General features: G+C 62.3%; 24 protein-coding genes and 1 tRNA gene. 16 read left to right on the forward strand and 9 right to left on the reverse strand.

What is annotated here, in order from left to right:
• The first annotated feature begins 45 nt into the window (after window positions 1–45).
• From choX to VXM67_RS00735, 5 genes are all read left to right on the forward strand, one after another.
• Window positions 46–990: a choline ABC transporter substrate-binding protein gene (gene choX, locus VXM67_RS00715; RefSeq protein ID WP_023382784.1), complete on the forward strand. Its 945-nt coding sequence runs from the start codon at window positions 46–48 to the stop codon at window positions 988–990.
• A gap of 123 nt (window positions 991–1,113) precedes the next feature.
• Window positions 1,114–1,998 carry a 3-keto-5-aminohexanoate cleavage protein gene (locus tag VXM67_RS00720; protein WP_023382785.1) on the forward strand — a complete coding sequence of 295 codons (885 nt, stop codon included), beginning with the start codon at window positions 1,114–1,116 and terminating at the stop codon, window positions 1,996–1,998.
• Window positions 1,999–2,019: 21 nt separating this feature from the next.
• Window positions 2,020–2,985: an L-carnitine dehydrogenase gene (locus VXM67_RS00725; protein WP_023382786.1), complete on the forward strand. Its 966-nt coding sequence runs from the start codon at window positions 2,020–2,022 to the stop codon at window positions 2,983–2,985.
• 10 nt (window positions 2,986–2,995) lie between these two features.
• Window positions 2,996–3,466 carry a thioesterase family protein gene (locus VXM67_RS00730; protein WP_104881101.1) on the forward strand — a complete coding sequence of 157 codons (471 nt, stop codon included), beginning with the start codon at window positions 2,996–2,998 and terminating at the stop codon, window positions 3,464–3,466.
• Between the two features lie 358 nt (window positions 3,467–3,824).
• On the forward strand, window positions 3,825–4,082 hold the full coding sequence (locus VXM67_RS00735; protein ID WP_023382788.1) for a hypothetical protein: 258 nt from the start codon (window positions 3,825–3,827) through the stop codon (window positions 4,080–4,082).
• An 83-nt stretch (window positions 4,083–4,165) separates the two neighbouring features.
• Here VXM67_RS00735 and VXM67_RS00740 read toward each other — a convergent pair whose 3' ends face one another.
• Both VXM67_RS00740 and VXM67_RS00745 read right to left on the reverse strand, forming a co-directional pair.
• Window positions 4,166–5,272 carry a GlxA family transcriptional regulator gene (locus VXM67_RS00740; protein WP_023382789.1) on the reverse strand — a complete coding sequence of 369 codons (1,107 nt, stop codon included), beginning with the start codon at window positions 5,270–5,272 and terminating at the stop codon, window positions 4,166–4,168.
• A gap of 393 nt (window positions 5,273–5,665) precedes the next feature.
• On the reverse strand, window positions 5,666–7,042 hold the full coding sequence (locus tag VXM67_RS00745) for an L-serine ammonia-lyase (protein WP_023382790.1): 1,377 nt from the start codon (window positions 7,040–7,042) through the stop codon (window positions 5,666–5,668).
• A gap of 442 nt (window positions 7,043–7,484) precedes the next feature.
• Here VXM67_RS00745 and VXM67_RS00750 point away from each other — a divergent pair, with 442 nt between their 5' ends.
• The 3 genes from VXM67_RS00750 to choV all read left to right on the forward strand — a co-directional run bounded on the left by VXM67_RS00750 (window position 7,485) and on the right by choV (window position 10,538).
• The gene (locus VXM67_RS00750) at window positions 7,485–8,432 is read left to right on the forward strand and encodes a choline ABC transporter substrate-binding protein (RefSeq protein ID WP_023382791.1); all 948 of its coding nucleotides are present in this window, start codon (window positions 7,485–7,487) and stop codon (window positions 8,430–8,432) included.
• An 82-nt stretch (window positions 8,433–8,514) separates the two neighbouring features.
• On the forward strand, window positions 8,515–9,363 hold the full coding sequence (choW, locus tag VXM67_RS00755) for a choline ABC transporter permease subunit (RefSeq protein ID WP_177325271.1): 849 nt from the start codon (window positions 8,515–8,517) through the stop codon (window positions 9,361–9,363).
• Window positions 9,360–10,538 (forward strand): choline ABC transporter ATP-binding protein, encoded by a 1,179-nt coding sequence (choV, locus tag VXM67_RS00760; protein WP_023382793.1) that lies wholly within the window; start codon window positions 9,360–9,362, stop codon window positions 10,536–10,538. Before choW ends, choV begins: the two co-directional genes overlap by 4 nt.
• A 96-nt stretch (window positions 10,539–10,634) precedes the next feature.
• On the opposite strand, the gene hisF is transcribed toward choV, so the two are convergent.
• The 6 genes from hisF to VXM67_RS00790 all read right to left on the reverse strand — a co-directional run bounded on the left by hisF (window position 10,635) and on the right by VXM67_RS00790 (window position 15,547).
• Window positions 10,635–11,405 (reverse strand): imidazole glycerol phosphate synthase subunit HisF, encoded by a 771-nt coding sequence (gene hisF, locus VXM67_RS00765; protein WP_367237441.1) that lies wholly within the window; start codon window positions 11,403–11,405, stop codon window positions 10,635–10,637.
• 10 nt (window positions 11,406–11,415) lie between these two features.
• Window positions 11,416–12,153 carry a 1-(5-phosphoribosyl)-5-[(5-phosphoribosylamino)methylideneamino]imidazole-4-carboxamide isomerase gene (gene hisA, locus VXM67_RS00770; protein WP_023382794.1) on the reverse strand — a complete coding sequence of 246 codons (738 nt, stop codon included), beginning with the start codon at window positions 12,151–12,153 and terminating at the stop codon, window positions 11,416–11,418.
• A 27-nt stretch (window positions 12,154–12,180) separates the two neighbouring features.
• Complete coding sequence (locus VXM67_RS00775; RefSeq protein WP_023382795.1) at window positions 12,181–12,441, reverse strand: DUF2164 domain-containing protein; 261 nt, start codon at window positions 12,439–12,441, stop codon at window positions 12,181–12,183.
• Window positions 12,442–13,080 carry an imidazole glycerol phosphate synthase subunit HisH gene (gene hisH, locus VXM67_RS00780; protein ID WP_023382796.1) on the reverse strand — a complete coding sequence of 213 codons (639 nt, stop codon included), beginning with the start codon at window positions 13,078–13,080 and terminating at the stop codon, window positions 12,442–12,444.
• On the reverse strand, window positions 13,081–13,674 hold the full coding sequence (hisB, locus tag VXM67_RS00785) for an imidazoleglycerol-phosphate dehydratase HisB (protein ID WP_027907596.1): 594 nt from the start codon (window positions 13,672–13,674) through the stop codon (window positions 13,081–13,083).
• 214 nt (window positions 13,675–13,888) lie between these two features.
• Window positions 13,889–15,547 carry an OFA family MFS transporter gene (locus tag VXM67_RS00790; protein WP_023382798.1) on the reverse strand — a complete coding sequence of 553 codons (1,659 nt, stop codon included), beginning with the start codon at window positions 15,545–15,547 and terminating at the stop codon, window positions 13,889–13,891.
• A gap of 321 nt (window positions 15,548–15,868) precedes the next feature.
• On the opposite strand from VXM67_RS00790, the gene VXM67_RS00795 reads away from it, so the two are divergent.
• From VXM67_RS00795 to VXM67_RS00820, 6 genes are all read left to right on the forward strand, one after another.
• Window positions 15,869–18,106, forward strand: a complete 2,238-nt coding sequence (locus tag VXM67_RS00795) for an AsmA family protein (protein WP_023382799.1) — start codon at window positions 15,869–15,871, stop codon at window positions 18,104–18,106.
• Complete coding sequence (mutY, locus tag VXM67_RS00800) at window positions 18,103–19,170, forward strand: A/G-specific adenine glycosylase (RefSeq protein WP_027907597.1); 1,068 nt, start codon at window positions 18,103–18,105, stop codon at window positions 19,168–19,170. The genes VXM67_RS00795 and mutY overlap by 4 nt, the downstream gene beginning before the upstream one ends.
• Window positions 19,167–19,439, forward strand: coding sequence for an oxidative damage protection protein (locus tag VXM67_RS00805; protein ID WP_023382801.1), 273 nt, complete (start codon window positions 19,167–19,169; stop codon window positions 19,437–19,439). The genes mutY and VXM67_RS00805 overlap by 4 nt, the downstream gene beginning before the upstream one ends.
• A 90-nt stretch (window positions 19,440–19,529) precedes the next feature.
• Window positions 19,530–19,605, forward strand: a tRNA-Phe gene (locus VXM67_RS00810).
• A 230-nt stretch (window positions 19,606–19,835) separates the two neighbouring features.
• Entirely contained in the window at window positions 19,836–20,825 is a 990-nt protein-coding gene (gene ppk2 / locus VXM67_RS00815; protein WP_023382802.1) for a polyphosphate kinase 2, read from the forward strand.
• A 53-nt stretch (window positions 20,826–20,878) separates the two neighbouring features.
• Entirely contained in the window at window positions 20,879–21,322 is a 444-nt protein-coding gene (locus tag VXM67_RS00820) for a hypothetical protein (protein ID WP_023382803.1), read from the forward strand.
• Between the two features lie 142 nt (window positions 21,323–21,464).
• Here the strand turns inward: VXM67_RS00820 and gabP are convergent, their stop codons facing one another.
• The gene (gene gabP, locus VXM67_RS00825; protein ID WP_023382804.1) at window positions 21,465–22,853 is read right to left on the reverse strand and encodes a GABA permease; all 1,389 of its coding nucleotides are present in this window, start codon (window positions 22,851–22,853) and stop codon (window positions 21,465–21,467) included.
• A gap of 606 nt (window positions 22,854–23,459) precedes the next feature.
• Between gabP and VXM67_RS00830 the strand changes: the two genes are divergently transcribed.
• Together VXM67_RS00830 and VXM67_RS00835 are read left to right on the forward strand one after the other, a co-directional pair.
• Window positions 23,460–24,233, forward strand: coding sequence for an ABC transporter ATP-binding protein (locus tag VXM67_RS00830; protein ID WP_023382806.1), 774 nt, complete (start codon window positions 23,460–23,462; stop codon window positions 24,231–24,233).
• A gap of 11 nt (window positions 24,234–24,244) precedes the next feature.
• Entirely contained in the window at window positions 24,245–24,997 is a 753-nt protein-coding gene (locus VXM67_RS00835) for an ABC transporter substrate-binding protein (RefSeq protein WP_023382807.1), read from the forward strand.
• The last annotated feature ends 46 nt before the right edge of the window (window positions 24,998–25,043 follow it).

Consider the following 25,043-nt stretch of genomic DNA (forward strand, 5'->3'; position numbering starts at 1 on the left):
GAGACCGGCCCCTATAACAATATGCACTGCCGTTGGAGAGCCACCATGCACAGCTTGATCCGCCGCAGCCTGTTTTCCCTCGCTCTGAGCACCACCCTTGCAAGCCCCGTATTCGCCGCCGAACCCGCCGTCTGCAAGGACGTGCGCCTGGGCGTGGTCAACTGGACCGACGTCATCGCCACCAGCGCCATGGCGCAGGTGTTGCTCGATGGGCTGGGTTACCAGACCAAGCAGACCAGCGCCTCGCAGCAGATCATCTTCGCCGGTATCCGCGACAAGCGCCTGGACATGTTCCTGGGTTACTGGAACCCGCTCATGACCCAAACCATCACCCCGTTCGTCGATGCCAACCAGGTCAAGGTCTTGGACAAGCCAAGCCTGGAGGACGCCCGCGCCACCCTGGCCGTGCCGAAATACCTCTATGACAAAGGCCTGAAAACCTTCGCCGACATCCACAAGTTCGAGAAAGAACTGGGCGGCAAGATCTATGGCATTGAACCGGGTTCCGGCGCCAATACCCAGATCAAGGCGATGATCACCAAGAACCAGTTCGACCTGGGCAAGTTCCAGCTGGTCGAATCGAGTGAGGCAGGCATGCTCGCCGCTGTCGACCGCGCCGTACGGCGCAAGGAAGCGGTAGTGTTCTTTGGCTGGGCGCCGCACCCGATGAATGTGAACATCGAGATGGCCTACCTGGGCGACAGCCAGGATGCCCTGGGCCCTGACGAAGGCCGGGCGACGGTGTGGACGGTCACGGCGCCAGACTACGCCCAACGCTGTCCCAATGCCCACCGCCTGCTGACCAACCTGAACTTCAGTGCCGAGGACGAGAGCCGCATGATGCAGCCGTTGCTCGACCACAAGGACGCCCTGGAATCGGCCCGCCAGTGGCTCAAGGACCACCCCGAAGACAAGGCCCGCTGGCTTGAGGGTGTGACCACCTTCGACGGCCAGCCAGCTGCCGAGAACCTCAAGCTCAGCGCCAACTGATCCGGCCTCTTCGCCAGCAAGCTCGCGCCTACAGGTACAGCGCTACATTCAGGGTCACGTCGATCCTGTGGGAGCAGGCTTGCCCGCGAAAAATCCACCCCCGATATCACCAGGAACCACGCCATGAACCATGACGTCATCATCACCTGCGCCCTCACCGGTGCCGGCGACACCGTTGCCAAGAGCCACTTGGTCCCGGTCACCCCCAAACAGATCGCCGAATCCGCCGTCGAAGCCGCCAAGGCTGGCGCCACCGTGGTCCACTGCCACGTCCGCGACCCGCAAACCGGCCGCTTCAGCCGCGATGTAGCGTTGTACCGCGAAGTGATGGAACGCATCCGCGAAGCCGACGTGGACATCATCGTCAACCTCACTGCCGGCATGGGCGGCGACCTTGAAATCGGCCCAGGCGAGTCGCCAATGGAATTCGGCCCAGGCACCGACCTGATCGGCCCGCTGGAACGCCTGGCCCACGTCGAGGCACTGTTGCCGGAAATCTGCACCCTCGACTGCGGCACCCTCAACTTCGGCGATGGCAACGCCATCTACGTCTCGACCCCCGCGCAACTGCGTGCCGGCGCCAAGCGCATTACCGAGCTGGGCGTGAAAGCCGAGCTGGAGATCTTCGACACAGGCCACCTGTGGTTCGCCAAGCAGATGATGAAGGAGGGCCTGCTAGAGGACCCGCTGTTCCAGCTGTGCCTGGGCATCCCGTGGGGGGCACCGGCCGACACCACCACCATGAAGGCGATGGTCGACAACCTGCCGGCGAACGTGACCTGGGCAGGCTTCGGCATCGGCCGCATGCAGATGCCCATGGCGGCGCAGGCGGTACTGCTCGGCGGCAACGTTCGCGTGGGCCTGGAAGACAACCTGTACCTGGACCGTGGCGTACTGGCGAGCAACGGCCAGCTGGTCGAGCGGGCAGCGGAAATCATCACCCGCATGGGCGCCCGCGTGCTCACCCCGGCAGAAGGCCGGGAAAAAATGAACCTCAAGCGCCGCTGATACCGAGCCAAGGAGATCGACATGCCCTTCATCACCGAAATCAAGACCTTCGCCGCCCTCGGTAGCGGCGTGATTGGCAGCGGCTGGGTCGCCCGCGCCCTCGCCCATGGCCTGGATGTCATCGCCTGGGACCCGGCCCCCGGTGCCGAACAGGCGCTTCGCAAGCGCATCGCCAATGCCTGGCCGGCCCTTGAGAAACAAGGCCTGGCGCCCGGTGCTTCGCAGCAGCGGCTGAAGTTCGTCGCGACCATCGAAGAATGCGTTCGCGACGCCGATTTCATCCAGGAAAGCGCCCCGGAACGCCTCGACCTCAAGCTCGACCTGCACGCCAAGATCAGCGCCGCGGCCAAACCGAACGCCATCATCGGTTCCAGCACCTCGGGGCTGCTGCCCAGTGAGTTCTACGAGTCGGCCACCCACCCCGAGCGCTGCGTGGTCGGCCACCCGTTCAACCCGGTGTACCTGCTGCCGTTGGTCGAGATCGTCGGTGGCAACCGCACTTCCCCGGACGCCATCGAGGCCGCGAAGACCTTCTACACGGCCTTGGGCATGCGCCCGCTGCACGTACGCAAGGAAGTCCCCGGCTTCATCGCCGACCGCCTGCTCGAAGCGCTGTGGCGCGAAGCCCTGCACCTGGTCAACGACGGCGTAGCCACGACGGGCGAGATCGACGACGCCATCCGCTTCGGTGCCGGTCTGCGCTGGTCGTTCATGGGCACCTTCCTCACTTACACCCTGGCGGGCGGCGATGCTGGCATGCGCCACTTCATGTCCCAGTTCGGCCCGGCGCTGAAGCTGCCCTGGACCTACCTGCCAGCACCGGAGCTGACGGACAAACTGATCGACGACGTGGTCGAAGGCACCTCGGAGCAACTGGGCGAGCGCAGCATCGCCGCGCTGGAGCGCTATCGTGATGACACCCTGCTGGCAGTACTGGAAGCTGTGAAAAACAGCAAAGCCAGCCACGGCCTGGCGTTTGGCGAGTGAGGAGACCGCAATGCCCGCTTCGATCACCTACCGTACCCCGGTCCAGGAGGACTGGGTCGACTACAACGGGCATCTGCGCGATGCCTATTACCTGCTGATCTTCAGCTACGCCACCGACGCATTGATGGAGCGCATCGGCCTGGATGCCGACAGCCGTGGGCAAAGCGGACATTCGCTGTTCACCCTCGAGGCGCACATCAACTACCTGCATGAAGTGAAGCTGGGCACCGAAGTGTGGGTGCAGACGCAGATCATCGGTTTCGACCGCAAGCGCCTGCACCTTTACCACAGCCTGCACCGGGCGGGGTTCGACGAAGCATTGGCGGCAAGCGAGCAGATGCTGCTGCATGTAGACCTGGCGGGGCCTAAATCGGCGCCGTTCGGGGAGCGCAGCGTGGCATTGCTCAACGACTGGGTAGAGAACCAGCGCGACCTGTCAGCGCCTGAATTCGCCGGGCGTGTGATTGGTCTTCCTGCATAGATTCCATTGCCCGCTCGCGGCTGAACCCGCTCCTACAGGTGTTCCACGGCTCACGAGAGCAGCGGGTATCTAGAGGAGCGGGTTTTTCCGCGAATGGCCCTTGGACGCAAAAAAATAACCCCGGAAAGCCGTGAGCATCCGGGGCCAAGAGCGAGCAAACATCCACTGTGTGAGCGAGGGTGACCAAACCCCCTGGTACCGTGAATGAGTTCAGTGTGCTGACTTCCCCGCTCGCAGATTTAGTCGGGAACGACCTGTTCTTAGCCAAAGCAGCCATTGCGACATTCTGTCCTTGCCGCCTTGCCTGGCACGTCACAGAATCGGCTGACGATCACAGCAGCAAACAAGGACAACAGCCATGATGCATGCGGATTTGATTGATCAGGACGACCTGTTGGGCCACCTGCGCGCACGGGGATTCGACATTCCGGCCGGTGCCAGCGCCGAGCAGGCGTGCGAGGTGGTGGTTCGCGGGTTGACCGAGCCCAACGCCCGTGCCCTGAAGGGTATGGTCGAACAGATGTATACCGGTAGCGCAACGATTCTGCCGGCCGTGCGCCAGGCGATCGACAAGCAATTGCTGCCTGCGTTGGCGCAGTTCAACAAGCGCACCTGATTTCACCCACGCCCATCGCCGGCCAGCCGGCGCCTACAGGTTAGCGGGTTACCTGTAGGCGCCGGCTGACCGGCGATTGAGCGTCAGATCCTCACACTGGCGAACGTCGACTCGTTGCGCGCCTGGCTCAGGGCGGCCATCGGCCCGCTGTGCGGCGACAGGGTCATGGCCTGCGGGATCGGCATCATCGCTACCTGCTGAGCGGTGTTGGAACCGACACGCTCGTCACGCGGCGGAATACCGAAGTATTCGCGGTAGCACTTGGAGAAGTGCGGTGTGGAAACGAAGCCGCACACCGACGCCACTTCGATGATCGACATCGGCGTCTGCTTGAGCAACTGCCGCGCACGAATCAGTCTCAGCTTGAGGTAATAGCGCGACGGCGAGCAGTGCAGGTATTTCTGGAACAGGCGCTCGAGCTGGCGCCGCGACACCGACACATAAACAGCCAACTCGTCCAGGTCGATCGGCTCTTCCAGGTTGGCTTCCATCAGCGCGACGATCTCTTGCAGCTTCGGCTGGTTGGTACCAAGCATGTGCTTGAGCGGCACGCGCTGGTGATCCTGCTCGTTGCGGATGCGCTCGTAGACGAACATTTCGGAAATCGCTGCCGACAGTTCACGACCATGATCGCGGCTGATCAGGTGCAGCATCATATCCAGCGGCGCAGTGCCACCCGAGCTGGTGAAGCGGTTACGGTCCAGGGTGAACAGACGGGTGCTCATGTTCACGCGAGGGAAGGCTTCCTGCATCGCCGCCAGACATTCCCAGTGCACGCTGCAATCGAAGCCGTCGAGCAGGCCGGCACATGCCAGAGCCCAGCTGCCGGTGCATACCGCGCCAAGCCTGCGCGACTGGCGGGCCTGGGCCTGCAGCCAGGTGACATGCTCGCGGGTGACCGAACGCTGGATGCCCACGCCACCGCAGACGATCACGGTGTCCATGGGCGGTGCGTTGTTGATGGCTGCATCCGGGGTGATCTGCAGACCATCGCTGGCCCATACCTGGCCGCCATCGACTGTCAGCGTATGCCAGCGGTACAGCTCACGACCGGAGAGCTGGTTGGCCATGCGCAGCGGCTCGACGGCCGATGCCAGGGAAATCAGGGTGAAATTGTCCAGCAGGAGAAAACCGATGGACTGTGGGGCTGTGCGGTTCTGGGTTGGGTTCCCGGAGGTGTACGACGTCATCGCGATTTCTCCTCACACAAATGCAGGGTGTGCCTCAGGCGGACACTGATTTCTTGTTAGTGCCCCCGTTCGTTATGCAGGGGCTTTGCCAATCTCAACGCAAACGGCGTGCCGGAAATTGAACGCGCATCCAAAAAAAACCAAAAACGACGTCTTCTTTCGGCAAATCAAGCGTTTCGTACGCGCTTGCGGAAAAACGCAAACAGGCGCGCCAGCGCCTTTGCGTGTAACTGCTGAGCAGAACGGTAGCACGGTTGGGAAGGATGCCCAGAAGCGACACATTTGAGTGTCACCGACAATACCCACACTGAGTGCGACAGCCGACAGCCGGTACTTCCAAAAACAGCGCCCCAAAAAGGGGCGCAGAGCTCACATCAGTTCGAAATCAGCGCATCAGCATTCGATGGCACTGACTGCTAGGCCACCACGCGAGGTTTCCTTGTATTTGTCGTGCATGTCGGCGCCGGTGTCTCGCATGGTGCGGATCACCTGGTCGAGGGAAATGAAGTGCTCGCCATCCCCACGCAAAGCCATCTGCACGGCGTTGATCGCCTTCACCGCGGCAATGGCGTTGCGCTCGATGCACGGCACCTGCACCAGCCCACCAACCGGGTCGCAAGTCAGGCCAAGGTTATGCTCCAGGGCGATTTCCGCCGCGTTCTCCACTTGTGGAGGCGTTGCCCCCAGCACTTCGGCAAGGCCTGCCGCCGCCATGGCGCACGCCGAGCCCACCTCGCCCTGGCAGCCGACCTCGGCACCAGAGATGGAAGCGTTCTTCTTGCACAGGATGCCCACGGCTGCCGCGGCGAGGAAGAAGTCGACCACGCTGGACTCGTTCACCGCATCGCTGAAGCGCATGTAGTAGTGCAACACTGCCGGAATGATGCCCGCGGCGCCGTTGGTGGGCGCCGTGACCATGCGCCCGCCCGCGGCGTTCTCTTCATTGACCGCCAGGGCGAACAGGTTGACCCACTCCATCGCGCTCATGGTCGAGCCGATCACGTTGGGCTTGCCGATCTCCTTCAAGCTGCGATGCAGCTTGGCGGCGCGACGGCGGACGTTGAGCCCGCCGGGCAGCGTGCCTTCGTATTTCAGGCCGTTGTTGACGCATTCCTGCATGGCATCCCAGAGCTTGTGCAAGCCGGCGCGAATCTCTTCTTCGCTGCGCCAGACCTTCTCGTTGGCCATCATCAATTGCGACACGCTCATGTCGTTTTGTTTGCACAGGCGCAGCAGTTCGGCCGCGCTGTTGAAATCGTATGGCAACACCGTCTGGTCGGCGTCCAGCACACCGCTGGCGGCCTGGGCTGCATCGACCACGAAGCCGCCGCCTACCGAGTAATAGGTATCGCGGTGCAGCTCGCCCTGCGCGCCTTCGGCGATCAGGGTCATGGCGTTGGGGTGGTACGGCAGGTTCTCATCCAGCAGCAGCATGTCGCGGGCCCAGACGAACTCGATGGGCAGGCGCCCGTCCAGCTGCAGGGTGTTGGTTTCACGCAGGTCGGCGATGCGCGGGACGATCTGGGTGGGGTCGATGGCGTCAGGCCATTCGCCCATCAGGCCCATGATGGTGGCGTTGTCGGTGCCGTGGCCGATACCGGTGGCCGACAGCGAGCCGTACAGCCTCACCTCGATCCGTTTTACCTGTTCCAGCTCGCCGCGCTCGCGCAGCCCTTGGACGAACAGGGCGCCGGCACGCATGGGGCCAACGGTGTGGGAGCTGGAAGGCCCGACACCAATCTTGAACAGGTCGAACACGCTGATGGCCATTGTCGCTTCACCTCTTGCTGGGCTTGTCTCTGCGCGCCATGCGCAGGGCGGGGCAACTGCTAGGCTGAAGCTGCGAGCCGCCACGAATGCACGCATCATCGGGCTTTTATGCCTCCCCTCGCCGTCTGCAACCGACGTACTTTTGCTCAGCAGCGCCGCTGTCGATCCGGCCACCCGTGCGCCGTTTTCAAGCGACCTTGTGACGCAAAAACGCGGCCGACGGGGTGGAGAAATCCATAAACGACGTCGCCGATACTGGATGCGACCCGTTCCGTACTGGTTACGACCCTACCAGTAGGCGATTAACCGGCGCTGGAGGATTATCGAAAGCGACTCGTTTTGCACGGCCTCGCATCCTGCCCTCTGCAGGCCTGGTCTACCGGACCCTCAGAAAGCCCGGAGACCCACGCGAACCCGAAGATAAAATCACAGGAGTCCATCCATGAAAGGTTCACCCTCGCTGTTGCTGGTTGCGTTGCTGTCCGCACCGATGCTGGCCCAGGCTGCAGAGCCTGAGCAGTGCCAGACGGTACGTTTTTCCGACGTCGGCTGGACTGACATCACCGTAACCACCGCTACCACCAGCGTTGTGCTCGAAGCACTGGGTTACAAGACCCACACCACCATGATCTCGGTACCGGTGACCTACAAGTCGCTGGCCACCGGCAAGGACCTGGACGTGTTTCTCGGCAACTGGATGCCGACCATGGAAAACGACATCAAGCAGTACCGCGATGCCGGTACCGTGGAAACGGTGCGCGCCAACCTGGAGAACGCCAAGTACACCTTGGCCGTCCCCCAGGCGCTCTATGACAAGGGCCTGAAGGATTTCTCCGACATCCCCAAGTTCAAGAAAGAGCTGGACGGCAAGATCTACGGCATCGAGCCGGGTAACGACGGTAACCGCACCATCCAGAGCATGATCGACAAGAACGCCTTCGGCCTGAAGGACGCAGGCTTCAAGATCGTGCAGTCCAGCGAGGCCGGCATGCTGTCGCAAGTGGACAGGGCACAGAAGCGCGGCGAAGCGATCGTGTTCCTGGGCTGGGAACCGCACCCGATGAACACCCGCTTCAAGATGCAGTACCTGACCGGAGGGGACGAATTCTTCGGTCCCGATTTCGGCAAGGCCACCGTGCTGACCAATACGCGCAAAGGCTATACGCAGGAATGCAGCAACGTCGGGCAACTGTTGAAGAACCTGTCGTTCGAGCTCAAGGATGAAAGCACCATGATGGGCTATGTCCTGGACGACAAGATGAAGCCCGAGGACGCCGCCAAGAAATGGCTCAAGGCCAACCCCGGCAAGTTGGATAACTGGCTGGCCGGCGTTACCACCGTTGATGGCAAACCCGGCCTTGAGGCGGCCAAGGCCAAACTGACGCAATAACGCAAGACGCTATGGCAACACCGCCGGGGCGGGAACCTTCCCGCCCCGGACTGATTTCAATCTTTGCAGGTGGAAGCTCGCTATCATGCTTATCGATCAGAAAATACCCCTGGGGCAGTACATCGCCTCATTCGTCGAATGGTTGACCCAGAACGGCGCCAGCTACTTCGACGCCATCGCCCAAGGCCTGGAATTCATGATCCACGGCGTCACCAGCGCCCTGACGTGGTTCAACCCGTTCGTTCTGGTGGCTGTATTCGCCGCCCTCGCGCACCTGATTCAGCGCAAGTGGGCGCTGACCGCTTTCGTTGCCCTTTCCTTCCTGCTGATCCTTAACCTGGGGTACTGGCAGGAAACCATGGAGACCCTGGCACAGGTCACCTTCGCCACAGTGGTCTGCGTGGCCATCGGCGTGCCGCTGGGCATCGTCGCCGCGCACAAGCCAATGTTCTATACCGCCATGCGCCCGGTCCTCGACCTGATGCAGACCGTGCCCACCTTCGTTTACCTGATCCCGACCCTGACCTTGTTCGGGCTGGGAGTGGTGCCGGGGCTGATCTCGACGGTGGTGTTCGCCATCGCCGCCCCCATCCGCCTCACTTACCTGGGCATTTGCGACGTGCCGCAAGAGCTGATGGACGCCGGCAAGGCATTCGGCTGCTCACGCCGCCAACTGCTGACCCGCATCGAGCTGCCGCACGCGATGCCGAGCATCGCCGCCGGCGTGACCCAGTGCATCATGCTGTCGCTGTCGATGGTGGTGATCGCTGCACTGGTAGGGGCCGATGGCCTGGGCAAACCTGTGGTCAACGCACTGAACACCGCTGATATTTCCCTGGGCTTCGAAGCGGGCCTGGCGATCGTGCTGCTGGCGATCATGCTCGACCGTATCTGCAAGCAACCGGAGCTGCCGGTAAGGGGTGAAGCATGAGCATCATTCGATTCGAAGACGTCGACGTCATCTTCTCCAACAAGCCACGCGAGGCGCTGGCCCTGCTCGACCAGGGCAAGACCCGCGAGCAGATCCTCAAGCAGACCGGCCTCGTGGTGGGCGTGGAAAAGGCCAACCTGGATATCAACAAAGGCGAGATCTGCGTGCTCATGGGCCTGTCGGGCTCGGGCAAGTCGAGCCTGCTGCGCTGCATCAACGGCCTGAACACCGTCAGCCGCGGCAAACTGTTCGTCGAGCATGAAGGCCGGAACATCGACATTGCCCACTGCACCCCGGCCGAGCTGAAAATGATGCGCACCAAGCGCATCGCCATGGTGTTCCAGAAGTTTGCCCTGATGCCTTGGCTGACGGTGCGCGAGAACATCAGCTTCGGCCTCGAAATGCAGGGCCGTCCGGAGAAGGAACGGCGCAAGCTGGTGGACGAAAAGCTTGAACTGGTGGGCCTGACCCAATGGCGCAACAAGAAGCCGGACGAACTGTCAGGCGGCATGCAGCAACGTGTGGGTCTGGCCCGCGCACTGGCCATGGATGCCGACATCCTGCTGATGGACGAACCCTTCTCCGCGCTTGACCCGCTGATCCGCCAGGGCCTGCAGGACGAGCTGCTGGCGCTGCAAAGCAAGTTGAGCAAGACCATCGTGTTCGTCAGCCACGACCTGGACGAGGCGCTGAAACTGGGCAGCCGCATCGCCATCATGAAAGATGGCCGGATCATCCAGTACAGCAAGCCCGAGGAAATCGTCCTCAACCCGGCGGATGAGTATGTGCGCACCTTCGTCGCCCACACCAACCCGCTCAACGTGCTGTGCGGCCGCAGCCTGATGCGCAGCCTGGACAACTGCAAACGGGTCAACGGCTCGGTTTGCCTGGACCCAGGTATCGACTCGTGGCTGGACCTTGGCGAAGGAGGCTCGCTCAAGCGCGCACGCCAGGGCCAGAACGGCCTGGACATGCAGAAATGGGCACCGGGGCAGGATGTAGAGCTGCTCGAACGCAGGCCAACTGTGGTGCACGCCGATATCGGCATGCGTGAGGCGCTGCAGATTCGTTATCAGACGGGCAACAAGCTGGTGCTGCAGGATAACGACAAAGTGGTAGGGATTCTCGGGGATACCGAGTTGTATCACGCGTTGCTGGGCAAGACCCACGGATGATGCAATTGGGGCCGCCTTGCGGCCCATCGCCGGCGAGCGGGCTCCTCTGGAGGGCCGGCTACGGCAGATGGGCCGCAAAGCGGCCCCAATCATTGTTCAGCGCACCACAATCCCGCGCGAAGCCATGTAGGCCTTGGCTTCCGGTACCGTGTACTCACCGAAGTGGAAGATACTGGCCGCCAGAACCGCACTGGCATGCCCTTCCAGAATGCCGTCGGCCAGGTGCTGCAGGTTACCCACACCACCCGAAGCGATCACCGGAATCCCCAGCGCATCGCTGATGGCCCGGGTCACACCCAGGTCGAAACCGTTCTTCATGCCGTCCTGATCCATGCTGGTCAGCAGGATTTCGCCGGCCCCCAGACCTTCCATCTTCTTCGCCCACTCGACGGCATCCAGGCCGGTCGGCTTGCGGCCACCGTGGGTGAAGATCTCCCAACGCGGCGCTTCGCCGGGGCCGGAAACCTTCTTCGCGTCGATGGCTACGACGATGCACTGCGAACCGAAACGGTTGGCAGCTTCACCGACGAACTCGGGGTTGAACACCGCCGCGGTGTTGATCGAGACCTTGTCGGCACCGGCATTGAGCAGGTTGCGGATGTCCTGCACGGTGCGCACGCCACCGCCCACGGTCAGCGGAATGAACACCTGGCTGGCCATGCGCTCGACGGTATGCAGGGTGGTGTCGCGACCGTCGACGCTGGCGGTGATGTCGAGGAAGGTGATCTCGTCGGCACCTTGCTCATTGTAGCGACGGGCGATTTCCACCGGGTCGCCGGCATCCCGAATGTTCTCGAACTTGACGCCCTTGACCACCCGGCCGTTGTCCACGTCCAGGCAAGGGATGATGCGCTTGGCCAGTGCCATGGTTCAGTCCTCAGCCTTGGTAGTTGTCGCAGAAGGCCTGGGCCTCGGCGACATCGAGGGTGCCTTCGTAGATGGCACGGCCGGTGATGGCGCCAATGATGCCAGGGGCCTTGGCATCCAGCAGGGCCTTGATGTCGCCCAGGTTGTGAATGCCACCCGAAGCGATGACCGGGATCGACGTGGCTTCGGCCAGGGCCTTGGTGAAGGGCACGTTGCAGCCCTGCATCATGCCGTCCTTGGCGATGTCGGTGTAGACGATCGCCGAGACGCCATCGGCCTCGAAACGCTTGGCCAGGTCGATGACCTGCACCGAGCTGACTTCTGCCCAGCCATCGGTGGCGACGAAACCGTCCTTGGCGTCCAGGCCGACGATGACCTTGCCCGGGAAGGCCTTGCAGGCCTCGGCGACGAACTCAGGCTGCTTGACCGCCTTGGTGCCGATGATCACGTAGCTGACGCCAGCCTTGACGTAATGCTCGATGGTTTCCAGCGAGCGGATGCCACCGCCGATCTGGATCGGCAGGTTCGGGTAACGCTTGGCGATGGCAGTCACCACCTCGCCATTGACCGGCTGGCCTTCGAAGGCGCCGTTGAGGTCAACCAGGTGCAGGCGGCGGCAGCCACCTTCGACCCACTTGGCGGCCATGCTCACCGGGTCGTCGGAAAATACCGTGGAGTCTTCCATACGGCCCTGGCGCAGACGTACGCAGGCACCGTCCTTGAGATCGATAGCGGGGATAATCAGCATCTTGGAAACCTGTCTATTCGGTGGAGTTCAGGGCTTCTCGAGCGCCCACAGGTCGCTTTCGATGCTCTCGAACCGCTCCTTGAGGTGCAGCTGAACATCGGCAATCGCCCTGTTGTAGTAAAGGGGTGCAATTTCTTTGCTGAACAGCTCGAGGACCTCAGCCACCTCGAACGACCCCAGCTCCAGCTCGAAGCGGTCTTCAAGGAAGCGCTTCAAGGTATCGAGCGCTTCGCGCTCCTGCTCGGGTGCCAGGGTGATGACCGGGGCCTTGGTCCGCGACCTGCTCATTTACCAGCGCCCGTCCCAGGCCACGAAGTTCTGCAGCAGCTGCAGACCGTGGGTGTGGCTCTTCTCCGGGTGGAACTGCACGGCAAAGCGCGAACCATCAGCCAATGCTGCGGCGAAGTCGACGCCATAGTGGCCACGACCGACCACCTGGCCGGGCTTGCCGGCGTTGATGTAATAGCTGTGCACGAAGTAGAACCGTGCGCGGTCGGGAATGTCATGCCACAGCGGGTGGTCGATGGTCTGGCTGACTTCGTTCCAACCCATGTGCGGCACCTTCAGGTGCTCGCCGTCTTCTTGCAGGTCTTTGCCGAAAAAGCGCACCTGGCCGGGGAACAGGCCGATGCAGTCGACACCGTCGTTTTCCTCGCTGTGGTCCAGCAGCGCTTGCATGCCGACGCAGATCCCGAGGAACGGGCGGTCCTGGCTGACCTCGCGCACCAGGCTGTCGAAGCCCAGGCGGCGGATTTCGGCCATGCAGTCGCGAATCGCGCCCACACCCGGGAACACCACGCGGTCCGCCTCGCGGATGACTGCGGCGTCGCTGGTCACCAGCACCTTGCCGGCGCCGACGTGTTCAAGCGCCTTGGCCACCGAGTGCAAGTTGCCCATGCCATAGTCGATTACGGCTACCGTCTGCATTTACAGGCATCCCTTGGTGGAAGGCATCTGTCCGGCCATGCGCTCGTCCAGCGTCACCGCCATGCGCAGCGCGCGGCCGAAGGCCTTGAACACGGTTTCGATCTGGTGGTGGGTGTTGTGGCCCCGCAGGTTGTCGATGTGCAGGGTCACCAAGGCATGGTTGACGAAGCCCTGGAAGAACTCCTGGAACAGGTCGACGTCGAAACCGCCAACGGTGGCGCGGGTATAGGGCACATGCATCTGCAGGCCTGGACGGCCCGAGAAGTCGATGACCACGCGCGACAGGGCTTCGTCCAGCGGCACGTAGGCATGGCCGTAGCGGAAGATACCCTTCTTGTCACCGATGGCCTGGGCGAATGCCTGGCCCAGGGTAATGCCGACGTCTTCGACGGTATGGTGATCGTCGATATGCAGGTCACCCTTGCACTCGATATCCAGATCGATCAGCCCGTGTCGGGCGATCTGGTCGAGCATGTGTTCAAGGAAAGGCACGCCGATATCGAATCGGGCCTTGCCACTGCCATCGAGGTTGATCGAGCACTTGACCTGGGTTTCCAGGGTATTGCGCTCGACGGAAGCCTTACGTTCGACCATCACCAGCTCCGCAAAATCATTGGGCGAAAAGGGCTCCATTATAGGCCCAAGACGCGCCAGCTTGAAACGCGGATGACATATGGCAGGCAAAGCAATTTCGCAAGGCCGAGTGCGCTACAGGTCTATACAAGCTGTGTTGCCCCTATCACCAGCAAGCCGACGCCTCCACCAGACACCGGTAGGCGGCGGCTTGCCGGCGATAGCGGCCGGACGATCAGTGGAACAGAACGGCCGTCTTCTGCAGGGTGATCCACACCCCCCAGGCCAACGGAATCACCACCACCGCCCAGGCGAACAGCACCAGCGGCAGGCTGCCCGGTGCCGCATGCCATTCCAGCGAGCGAGCGCCATCGGCGCCTTTGTCATGGCTCAACGCACGCTCTGCGGCCAACTCGGCGTCGGTCATGAAGTGCTTGTCCGCCACCGGACGTACCAGCAGGTTGCAGATGAAACCCAGCACCAGCAGGCCGGCAAGGATGTACAGGGTCATGTCATACGCCGCTGCACGTTCGACACCCGCTGCCAGCTGATATTCGCGCAGGTAGGTGATCAGCACTGGCCCCAGCACGCCCGCCGCCGCCCAGGCAGTCAGCAGGCGACCGTGAATGGCACCCACCATCTGTGTACCGAACAGGTCGGCCAGGTAAGCCGGCACCGTGGCGAAACCACCACCGTACATCGACAGAATGATACAGAACGCCGCTACGAACAGTGCCACGTTGCCCAGGTGGCCCATGTTCGGCACCAGGCTGTAGAGGCCCACGCCCAGGGCGAAGAAGGCAAAATAGGTGTTCTTGCGGCCGATGTAGTCGGAGAACGAAGCCCAGAAGAAGCGACCACCGATGTTGAACAGGCTCAGCAAACCAGTGAAGCCAGCGGCAATGGCGGCGATCTGCGCCAGTTGCGCGGCATTGAGTTCGCTGAAGCTGAGCTGGTTGCCCAGCAGCTTGCCGGCGAAGACTTCCTGCAGCAGTGGCGAAGCCATGCCCAGGATGCCAATGCCCGCCGAAACATTCAGGCACAGCACCAGCCAGATCAGCGCGAACTGCGGGGTCTTCCAGGCCACGCTGACGTGAACGTGGCGGTCGGTGACCATCGCGTTGGCTTTCTTCACCGGCGCGGTCCAGCCCTCAGGCTTCCAGCCGGTCGGCGGCACGCGGTAGGCCAGGGCGCCAGCGGTCATGAACACGAAGTAGATCGCGGCCATCGCCACGAAACTCTGCCATACGCCCACTTCCTGCGCGTTGCCGAAGTGGCCCATCAATGCAGTCGCCAGCGGGGCGCCAACCATCGCACCACCGCCAAAGCCCATGATCGCCATGCCGGTCGCCATGCCACGCTTGTCCGGGAACCACTTGATCAGGGTCGACACGGGGGAGATATAACCCAGGCCCAGGCCGATGCCACCGATGACGCCGGACCCCAGCCACATCAGCCACAATTGGTGGGTCTTCACGCCAATCGCCGAGATCAGCATGCCACCACACCAGCACAGCGCCGATACCAGGCCAGCCTTGCGCGGACCGGCGTGTTCCAGCCAACCGCCAAGCACAGCGGCCGAGCAGCCGAGGAAAACGAAGAACAGGGTGTAGATCCAGCTCAACATCGAGATAGGCCAATCGCACTCAGCGGTGAACAACTTGGCGATGAAGCCCATGTCGGCCGAACAGGCGACTGGGGCACTGATACCGATGGCCTGGGACAGTGGCAACCAGAATACCGAGAAGCCATAGGCCATGCCGATGCACAGGTGAATGGCCAGGGCTGCCGGGGGTACCAGCCAGCGGTTGAAGCCCGGACGGGCGATGATGCGCTCCTTCGACAGGAAGCTCGGCGCAGTGGCGACCGCTCCTGCCGTGATACTGCTGTTCATGGATTCGATCCTTTTGTAGGTAGACGATGCTCGCGGATTGAATGCCCGGCTCTTCTGGCTGCACACAAGGCAAGGCCCGGCCATTTGCGGCAACGTCCGCGACAATCCGTCGCGGCGCTCCGTGGAAGCGGCGCAAGGTTAACAGGATCAAGTGACATGAAAGCAATCTGATATCGTTATTTTTTGAACCGCTGAATCGGTATTGCTGCACCCTTCCTTCGTAGGAAATACCCTGTGCCTCTTGTCGAATACGCAGGCACAACCCGTGCGGCGCTATACTCTGCCGCTTGAATTCAAAAATCGGACTACAAGGACTCGCCCATGAAAGCGTTCGGCAAAATCCTGGGGCTTGGGTTACTCGGGTTGCTGCTGATCATCGTGGCGCTGGGCTTCGCCCTGACCCACCTCTTCGATCCCAACGACTATAAAGACGAGATTCGCCAGCTGGCGCGCGACAAGGCGCACGTTGAACTGACCCTCAATGGCGACATCGGCTGGAGCCTGTTCCCCTGGTTGGGCCTGGAGCTGCACGATGCCAGCATCGCTACGCTCACGGCGCCGAAGCAACCGTTCGCCGACCTGCAGATGCTGGGCCTGTCGGTACGTGTGCTGCCGCTGCTGCGCCGCGAAGTACAAATGAGCGATGTCCGTGTAGAAGGCCTGAACCTGACCCTGGCCCGCGACGAGCACGGCCACGGCAACTGGGAAGACATCGGCAAACCCCTGCCCGCACAGACCGGCGCCCCCGCCGACGCGCCTGCGCAAGCTCCCGCCGAACCCACCTCGACACCCTCGGACAGCGGTAGCGAACGCTCGGTCAAACTCGACATCGACAGCCTGACCGTGAACAACGCGCGCGTGCAGTACACCGATGCCAAGAGCGGCCAGGCCTTCAGCGCCGAAAGCATCCAGTTGAGCACCGGCCCCGTTCACGAAGGCGCGAACATCCCGCTCAAGGCCAGCGCCTTCCTCAGTGCCAGCCAACCGAATATCAAGGCCCGCACCGAGTTGGCGGGTGAACTGCGCTTCGATCGCAAGCTCAAGCGTTACAACTTCGAGGACATGCGACTTTCTGGCGAAACGTCGGGCGAGCCCCTGGCCGGCAAAACCATGACCTTCTCCGCGCAAGGCCAGCTGCTGGTGGACCTGGCGGCCAACGTGGCCTCCTGGAGCGGGCTCAAGGTCTCGGCCAACCAGATGCGCGCGCTCGGCGAGCTGAACGTGCGTGACCTGGACAAGACACCGCAGCTCAGTGGCGGCCTGTCCATCGCCCAGTTCGACCTGCGCACCTTCCTCGACGGCATCGGCCACCCGCTGCCAGCCACCAACGACCCGACCGTCTTCGGCAAGCTGGAACTGGTCAGCCGCCTGCAAGGCACGCCCAATAGCCTGACCCTGGAAGACCTGGCGGTGAAGCTCGACGACAGCGGCTTCAGTGGTCGGGTGGCCATCGAAGACTTCGCCAAGCAGGCCCTGCGCCTGCAACTCAAAGGCGACACCTTCGACGCCGACCGCTACTTGCCGGCCAAGAGCGAAGAGGCCAAGGGCGCCACCGCCGCCCGCCAGGCCGAGGTCAAGCAGCAGGAGGCCAGCGCCGTCGCAGGTGCCGGCACCTCGCCGCTGCCCAATGCCCCGACCCAGGTAGCCTGGAGCAACGACAAACTGTTGCCGGTGGACCGCCTGCGTGCCCTGGACCTGCAGGCTGACATTGCGTTCGGCTCGCTGACCCTGGACAAGCTGCCCATCAGCGACGCCCAGCTGGCCGTCACCGGCCAGGGTGGCTTGGTCACTCTGCAGACCCTGCGCGGCGGCCTGTACAACGGCAGCTTCGACGCCAAAGGCACCGTCGACGTGCGCCCCGCTGTGCCGCAAATCGGCATCAGCACCAAGATCAACCGGGTGCCGGTCGAGCATTTCATCAAGGCTGAAGGCAAGGAACAGGCACCTCCAGTCAAGGGGCTGCTCACCCTGTCCAGCGACCTGACCGCCACCGGCAACAGCCAGAAAGCGCTGATCGACACCCTCAACGGCGCCGCCAACTTCACCATCAATGACGGTGTGCTGGTCAATGCCAACCTCGAACAGCAACTGTGCCAAGCCATCGCCACGCTGAACCGCAAGTCGCTCAGCGGCGAGCCACGCGGCAAGGACACCCCGTTCGAAGAACTGCGCGGCAGCCTGGTGATACGCAACGGCGTGGCCAGCAACCCGGACCTCAAGGCCCGCATTCCCGGCCTGACCGTCAATGGCCAGGGCGACCTCGACCTGCGTGTGCTGGGCATGGACTACAACGTTGGCGTGATCGTGGAAGGTGACCAGCGCGCCATGCCGGACCCTGCCTGCCAGGTCAACGAGCGTTTCGTGGGCATTGAAGTGCCGTTGCGTTGCCGTGGCCCGCTGGAGCTGGGCGCCAAAGCCTGCCGCCTCGATCAGGAAGGCCTGGGCAAGGTCGCCGCCAAGCTGGCCGGTAACCGCCTTAAAGACAAGATTGACGAAAAACTCGGAGACAAGGTGAGCCCAGAACTCAAAGACGCGCTCAAGGGGCTGTTCAAGCGATGAGCCCCGAGCAGTTCTCCAGCGCCGTGCTGGATTGGTACGACCAGCACGGTCGGCATGACCTGCCCTGGCAACAGGGCATCACCCCGTATCGGGTGTGGGTGTCGGAAATCATGTTGCAACAGACCCAGGTGAGCACCGTGCTCAACTACTTCGACCGCTTCATGCAGGCCCTGCCCACCGTGCAGGCCCTGGCGGCCGCGCCGGAGGACGAAGTGCTGCACCTATGGACGGGCCTGGGCTACTACACCCGCGCCCGCAACTTGCAGAAAGCCGCGAAAATGGTGGTCGAGCAGTACGGCGGCGAGTTCCCGCGCAGCGTCGAGCAGCTCACCGAGTTGCCGGGTATCGGCCGCTCGACGGCCGGCGCCATCGCCAGCATCAGCATGGGCATCCGCGCACCGATCCTCGATGGCAACGTCAAGCGCGTGCTCGCCCGCTACACCGCTCAAGCTGGCTACCCAGGCGAGCCAAAAGTGGCCAATGCACTGTGGGCCACCGCCGAGCGCTTCACCCCGCAGCAGCGCGCCAACCACTACACCCAGGCGATGATGGACATGGGCGCAACGCTGTGCACCCGCAGCAAGCCCAGTTGCCTGATCTGCCCATTGCAGCGCGGCTGCGAGGCGCACCTGCACGGCGAAGAAACCCGCTACCCCGAACCCAAGCCGCGCAAAGCCCTGCCCCAGCGCCGCACGCTGATGCCGCTGCTGGCCAACCACGAAGGCGCCATTCTGCTGTATCGCCGCCCCTCCAGCGGCCTGTGGGGTGGCCTGTGGAGCCTGCCCGAACTGGACGACATCGAACAGCTCGACGACCTGGCCTACCAACACGGCTTGCGCCTGGCCGACAGCCGCGCGCTAGAAGGCCTGACTCACACTTTCAGCCATTTCCAGCTGGCGATCGAGCCTTGGCTGGTCCGCGTCGACCCGGTCGGCCAGCCCGTGGCCGAGGCCGACTGGCTCTGGTATAACCTCGCCACCCCGCCGCGCCTGGGCCTCGCCGCCCCGGTCAAGAAGCTGCTCAAACGCGCGGCCGACGAACTGATTGCAGGAGAAGCACGATGACCCGCACCGTGATGTGCCGCAAATACAAAGAAGAACTGCCAGGCCTGGACCGCCCGCCCTACCCCGGCGCCAAAGGCCAGGACATTTTCGAACACATCTCGCAGAAGGCCTGGGCCGACTGGCAGAAGCACCAGACCATGCTGATCAACGAAAAGCGCCTGAACATGATGAACGGTGAAGACCGCAAGTACCTCCAGGGCGAAATGGACAAGTTTTTCGCCGGCGAAGAATACGCCCAGGCCGAAGGCTACGTTCCGCCGGCCGAATGACCCCAGAAAACGTAAGCGACGGAATTAATTTAAAATTTTTTCAAAAAGTCGTTGACGGACGGTCTGGAAATCTATTTAATGCACCTCGTCGCCCAGATAGCTCAGTCGGTAGAGCAGAGGATTGAAAATCCTCGTGTCGGCGGTTCGACTCCGTCTCTGGGCACCACCTTAAAGCTTCTGGTGGTTGCAAAGTTACCCGAAGCGACAACAAAAAACCCGCCTAGTGCGGGTTTTTTGTTGTCTGGGATTTTCTCCGATAAAGGCAGCGCTTGTTGTACGCGCCTGATGCAGTGCGCTCGCCAAGCTGGCAGTAAGCCTTGATCAGTATCAAGTCGCCAGCAATTGCTCATCCCTACACTGCGGTTCAACCCTCCGAGTCGACCCGCAAGGACCTCCATGAGCGAAGAATCCCCCCTCCTCCTTCCCGCCCCCAGCGAATCCGCCCCAAGCGCCAAACCGACACCTCGCCCCCGCCGGCCACGCCAGCGCAAGCCCGAACCCACCATTACCCGTGTCAGCCAGCAGCCCGCCGCGCTTGAGGTGGCGACGGCCCCCAAGGGCAGCAACGAGGACAGCACTTCAGCGCGCCTGCCGGCCACCTACCCGTACCGCACCCGCCTGCGCCGCCAGGACTATGAGAAGGCCAAGCACGCGCTGCAGATCGAGTTGCTGAAGGTACAAAGCTGGGTGAAGGAAACCGGCCAGCGCGTGGTGATCCTGTTCGAGGGTCGGGACGCGGCAGGCAAGGGCGGCACCATCAAGCGCTTCATGGAGCACCTCAACCCACGGGGTGCCCGGATCGTCGCACTGGAGAAGCCTTCGGAACAGGAAAAGGGCCAGTGGTACTTCCAGCGTTACATCCAGCACCTGCCCACGGCAGGCGAAATGGTGTTCTTCGACCGCTCCTGGTACAACCGCGCCGGGGTCGAGAAGGTCATGGATTTCTGCACACCGCTGCAATACCTGGAGTTCATGCGCCAGGCGCCCGACCTTGAACGCATGCTGTGCAACAGCGGCATCCTGCTGTTCAAGTACTGGTTCTCGGTAAACCGCGAGGAACAGCTACGCCGCTTCATCTCACGCCGCGACGACCCGCTCAAGCACTGGAAGCTGTCGCCGATCGACATCAAGTCGCTGGACAAGTGGGAGGACTACACCGCCGCCAAGGAGGCGATGTTCTTCCATACCGACACAGCCGATGCGCCATGGACGGTGATCAAGTCCGACGACAAGAAACGCGCACGCATCAACTGCATCCGCCATTTCCTGCATTCACTGGATTACCCCGGCAAGGACCACAGCGTCGCGCACGCCCCAGATCCCTTGCTGGTGGGCAAAGCCTCCAAGGGCTTCGAAGAGGATGAGCCGGCTCAGTTGAATACCTAGGGGGTCTGCGTTTCAATACGCGCAATTTCCGGACATACCCAAGGATTCGCCCCATGGCCTCCAATACCAAGCAACAGAAACGCGCCAAACGCGCCGCCACCAAGGCCAAGCAGAACCGCATGGTGCGCAGCGGCCAGGCCGTGAAGGCCAGCGCCGGTGACAGCGCCAGCATCGAACAGGTGTTCAACAAGGCCATGGAGTCGGACAGCTACAAGGAGCTGTTCGCCAAGATGAAGGTGGCGCAGGAAACCAGCCTGGTGGCGATGATCTCGGTGTTCCTGGTCGACCCGCTGCTGGCATTGGTGCTCAAGGGCCACAAGGAAGAGCACGCCACCGACTACATCGTGCTGGTGTTCAACGCCTACCGCACCTGGCTCGATGGCGCCGACGAAGACACCACCATGGCCTGGCTGGAGAGCGACGAGTTCCAGGAGGCGTACATCGCCGCTTCCGAGCTGGTGGCCAAGCAGCAACAGCAGCAGAAGCAGTTTGGTTGAGACCGAGCGGCGCATCGCGAGCAAGGCTCGCTCCTACAGTAACGCCGATGATAGACGTAGGAGCGAGCCTTGCTCGCGATGCGCCCAATAAAAAGGCCGCGCCCTTCACAGGACGCGGCCTTTTTATGTCAAGCAGCCCGGATCAGTTATCCAGCGCCACTCGCCCAGCCGCTTCGCGCTTGCGATGCACCAGCAAACCAGCCGCCACCACACCAATGCTCAACAGTGCAGTCGCGAGGATCTCGACACGGTGATCCTCACGCAGCCCCATCACCACCAGAATGGCGATGATGAACGCGATGGTCGCCCAGGTCAGCCCAGGGAACAGCCACATCTTGAAGGAGATCTTCTCGCCGCGGGCTTCACGCTGGCTGCGCATGCGCAGTTGCGACACGGCGATCACCAGGTACACCAGCAACGCGATGGCGCCCGAGCTGGCCAGCAGGAATTCGAACACCTGGGCCGGCGCGACGAAGTTGGCGAACACGCAAAGGAACGCTGCGGCGGTAGACAGCAGCACCGCCCAGTGCGGGGTGCCGGCCTTGGTGGTGCGCTGCGCTACGGCAGGTGCATCCCCACGCTTGCTCAGCGAGAACAGCATGCGCGACGAGGTGTACAGCGCCGAGTTCAGGCAACTGGTCACCGCGATCAGCACGACGATGTCGACGATCAGCTTGGCGTTCGGCACGCCGATGCGGCTCAGCACGGTCTGGTAAGAGCCCAGTTCAGCCAACGCTGGATCGTTCCACGGTACCAGGGCCACGACCAGGAAGATCGACACCAGGTAGAACAGGCAGATACGCCAGATGACCGAGTTGGTGGCACGGCTGATCTGCTTGCCTGGGTCTTTCGACTCGGCAGCGGCGATAGTGACGATTTCGGTACCCATGAAGGAGAACATGGTAGTCAGCATCGCTGCGAGCACGGCGCCCAGGCCGTTAGGCATGAAGCCCTGGGTGTCGAACAGGTGGCTGGCACCGCTGACCTGGCTGCTCGGTACCATGCCGAACAGGGCCGCGCAGCCCACGACGATGAAGCCGATGATCGCCAGCACCTTGAGCAGGGCGAACCAGAACTCGAACTCGCCATAGTTCTTGACGCTGCACAGGTTGGTCAGGGTCAGCGCCAGGGTAATGACCAGCGAGAAGGCCCACAGGTCCACAGCCGGGAACCAGGCATGCAGGATTGCCGCAGCGGCGTTGGCTTCCAGTGGAATGACCAGCACCCAGAACCACCAGTACAGCCAACCGATGGTGAAACCGGCCCAGCGGCCAATGGCGCGGTCGGCGTATGTCGAGAAAGAACCCGTGTCAGGCGAGGCGACGGCCATTTCGCCCAACATGCGCATCACCAGCACCACCAGGGTACCGGCAGCGGCATAAGCCAGCAGCACGGCCGGGCCGGCTGCAGCGATGGCATGGCCGGAGCCCACGAACAAACCGGCGCCGATCACGCCAGCAATGGACAGCATGGTCACATGCCGTTGTTTGAGCCCCTGAGCGAGGTCATTGGAATTGTGCTTACCGCTCATAAAACTACCTTTGTAAGGAGTGGACCACCCGATTGCTGTAACGAAGCGCGCCCGGGGTTGATTTAGGCGTCGCTGCAATCGGCGGTTTCCCTAGGGCAATAAGCGGGCCAGGTACACCAGGCATTCGTCCGATCGTCCGTTGCACCCGTATAGAACGCGGGTTGCAGGCCCTTCGGCCAGCCAATGGCCGAAAGGCCGCCAAATTTCCATACGACTTCTGGATTACTGAAATACCCACTTACAAATGCACCAGAGGTGCTCCTCGGTAACACCTGTGCACAAAAATGCGGCAGGCAAAAGCGCAACCGGAAGGCGCAACCGCACCGAGACACAACTGGCGGCAAAGCGCCACCCGGCCAAAAACGGCTTTTCAGGGCTGTCCAAAGCTGGCACCATCGCGCCTTTTTTCATCAAGGCTCCGGTGCTGGACAAAACCCATGCGGACATCTGCGCGACGTTGCACTGCAACGATGCGACAAACCGCCCCGCCAGCACCCCAAGCCCCCTGCAACCCGGTTGGCCGCCATATTGCCGCTATGCTAGCGTGGCGCTCGCCAGGAAGGCCGCCAACAGCTGGGAACGCACCCGTACACATGAGGACCGCACATGGCTCAGGCCACGCCCGCGCTGGAAATCCGCAATCTGCATAAACGCTACGGCGATCAGGAAATTCTCAAGGGCATTTCGCTGACCGCCCGCGACGGTGACGTGATCTCCATCCTGGGGTCGTCCGGTTCCGGCAAGTCCACGCTGCTGCGCTGCATCAACCTGCTGGAGAACCCGCACCAGGGTGAAATCCTGGTCGCCGGTGAGTCGCTCAAGCTCAAGGCTGCCAAGAATGGCGACCTGATCGCCGCCGACAATCGCCAGATCAACCGCCTGCGCAGCGAAATCGGCTTTGTCTTCCAGAATTTCAACCTGTGGCCGCACATGTCGATCCTCGACAACATCATCGAGGCGCCGCGCCGCGTGCTTGGCCAGAGCAAGGCCGAAGCCATCGAATCCGCCGAAGCGCTGCTGAACAAGGTCGGCATCTACGACAAGCGTCACAGCTACCCCGCCCAGCTTTCCGGTGGCCAGCAACAACGCGCGGCCATCGCCCGCACGCTGGCCATGAAGCCCAAAGTCATCCTGTTCGACGAGCCGACCTCGGCGCTCGATCCGGAAATGGTCCAGGAAGTGCTTAACGTTATCCGCGCATTGGCCGAAGAAGGCCGTACCATGCTGCTGGTGACGCACGAGATGAACTTTGCCCGCCAGGTGTCCAGTGAAGTCGTCTTCCTGCACCAGGGCCTGGTCGAAGAGCAAGGATCGCCGCAGCAGGTCTTCGAGAACCCGACCTCGGCGCGTTGCAAGCAATTCATGTCCAGCCACCGCTAACGGAGCAATACATGCAGACCTACAAGAAGTTCCTACTGGCAGCTGCTGCCACCCTGGTGATGTCGGCAAACGCCATGGCCGCGGAAAAACTGCGCATGGGTATCGAAGCGGCCTACCCACCCTTCAACAACAAGGATGCCAGCGGTAACGTGGTTGGCTTCGACAAAGACATCGGCGACGCCCTGTGCGCCAAGATGAAAGTCGAGTGCTCGGTCGTCACTTCCGACTGGGACGGCATCATCCCGGCCCTGAACGCCAAGAAGTTCGACTTCCTGGTGTCTTCGCTGTCGATCACCGACGAGCGCAAGCAGGCCGTTGACTTCACCGACCCGTACTACTCCAACAAACTGCAGTTCATCGCGCCGAAGAACGTCGACTTCAAGACCGACAAGGCCTCGCTCAAGGGCAAGGTGATCGGTACCCAGCGCGCTACCCTGGCCGGCACCTGGCTGGAAGACAACTACGGCGACGCTGTTGAAATCAAGCTGTACGACACCCAGGAAAACGCCTACCTGGACCTGGTCTCCGGCCGCATCGACGGCATCCTGGCCGACAAGTACGTGCAGTACGAGTGGCTCAAAAGCAAAGACGGCTCGAACTTCGAGTTCAAGGGCGAGCCTGTGATGGACAGCGACAAGATCGGCATCGCCGTGCGCAAGGGTGACCCACTGCGCGAGAAGCTGAACAAAGCCCTGGCTGAAATCAAGGCCGACGGAACGTACAAGAAGATCAACGACAAGTACTTCCCATTCAGCATCGAATGATCCGCCCCGACCGGCGCGCCCCTGCGGCGCGCCAGTCCCTAGAACG

It is taken from the genome of Pseudomonas sp. Rh2 (assembly GCF_040762985.1).
Lineage (GTDB): Bacteria > Pseudomonadota > Gammaproteobacteria > Pseudomonadales > Pseudomonadaceae > Aquipseudomonas > Aquipseudomonas taiwanensis.

Excerpts from the sequence above, each read along its gene's own strand:
- VXM67_RS00805 (WP_023382801.1), top strand. The coding sequence starts at position 19,167 with ATGACCCGCACCGTGATGTGCCGCAAATACAAAGAAGAACTGCCAGGC.
- VXM67_RS00730 (WP_104881101.1), top strand. The coding sequence starts at position 2,996 with ATGCCCGCTTCGATCACCTACCGTACCCCGGTCCAGGAGGACTGGGTC.
- VXM67_RS00735 (WP_023382788.1), top strand. The coding sequence starts at position 3,825 with ATGATGCATGCGGATTTGATTGATCAGGACGACCTGTTGGGCCACCTG.
- hisF (WP_367237441.1), bottom strand. The coding sequence starts at position 11,405 with ATGGCACTGGCCAAGCGCATCATCCCTTGCCTGGACGTGGACAACGGC.
- VXM67_RS00790 (WP_023382798.1), bottom strand. The coding sequence starts at position 15,547 with ATGAACAGCAGTATCACGGCAGGAGCGGTCGCCACTGCGCCGAGCTTC.
- VXM67_RS00820 (WP_023382803.1), top strand. The coding sequence starts at position 20,879 with ATGGCCTCCAATACCAAGCAACAGAAACGCGCCAAACGCGCCGCCACC.
- VXM67_RS00740 (WP_023382789.1), bottom strand. The coding sequence starts at position 5,272 with ATGACGTCGTACACCTCCGGGAACCCAACCCAGAACCGCACAGCCCCA.
- VXM67_RS00745 (WP_023382790.1), bottom strand. The coding sequence starts at position 7,042 with ATGGCCATCAGCGTGTTCGACCTGTTCAAGATTGGTGTCGGGCCTTCC.
- VXM67_RS00775 (WP_023382795.1), bottom strand. The coding sequence starts at position 12,441 with ATGAGCAGGTCGCGGACCAAGGCCCCGGTCATCACCCTGGCACCCGAG.
- VXM67_RS00795 (WP_023382799.1), top strand. The coding sequence starts at position 15,869 with ATGAAAGCGTTCGGCAAAATCCTGGGGCTTGGGTTACTCGGGTTGCTG.
- VXM67_RS00750 (WP_023382791.1), top strand. The coding sequence starts at position 7,485 with ATGAAAGGTTCACCCTCGCTGTTGCTGGTTGCGTTGCTGTCCGCACCG.
- mutY (WP_027907597.1), top strand. The coding sequence starts at position 18,103 with ATGAGCCCCGAGCAGTTCTCCAGCGCCGTGCTGGATTGGTACGACCAG.
- choV (WP_023382793.1), top strand. The coding sequence starts at position 9,360 with ATGAGCATCATTCGATTCGAAGACGTCGACGTCATCTTCTCCAACAAG.
- VXM67_RS00720 (WP_023382785.1), top strand. The coding sequence starts at position 1,114 with ATGAACCATGACGTCATCATCACCTGCGCCCTCACCGGTGCCGGCGAC.
- gabP (WP_023382804.1), bottom strand. The coding sequence starts at position 22,853 with ATGAGCGGTAAGCACAATTCCAATGACCTCGCTCAGGGGCTCAAACAA.
- VXM67_RS00835 (WP_023382807.1), top strand. The coding sequence starts at position 24,245 with ATGCAGACCTACAAGAAGTTCCTACTGGCAGCTGCTGCCACCCTGGTG.
- hisH (WP_023382796.1), bottom strand. The coding sequence starts at position 13,080 with ATGCAGACGGTAGCCGTAATCGACTATGGCATGGGCAACTTGCACTCG.
- hisA (WP_023382794.1), bottom strand. The coding sequence starts at position 12,153 with ATGCTGATTATCCCCGCTATCGATCTCAAGGACGGTGCCTGCGTACGT.
- VXM67_RS00830 (WP_023382806.1), top strand. The coding sequence starts at position 23,460 with ATGGCTCAGGCCACGCCCGCGCTGGAAATCCGCAATCTGCATAAACGC.
- choX (WP_023382784.1), top strand. The coding sequence starts at position 46 with ATGCACAGCTTGATCCGCCGCAGCCTGTTTTCCCTCGCTCTGAGCACC.
- VXM67_RS00725 (WP_023382786.1), top strand. The coding sequence starts at position 2,020 with ATGCCCTTCATCACCGAAATCAAGACCTTCGCCGCCCTCGGTAGCGGC.
- hisB (WP_027907596.1), bottom strand. The coding sequence starts at position 13,674 with ATGGTCGAACGTAAGGCTTCCGTCGAGCGCAATACCCTGGAAACCCAG.
- ppk2 (WP_023382802.1), top strand. The coding sequence starts at position 19,836 with ATGAGCGAAGAATCCCCCCTCCTCCTTCCCGCCCCCAGCGAATCCGCC.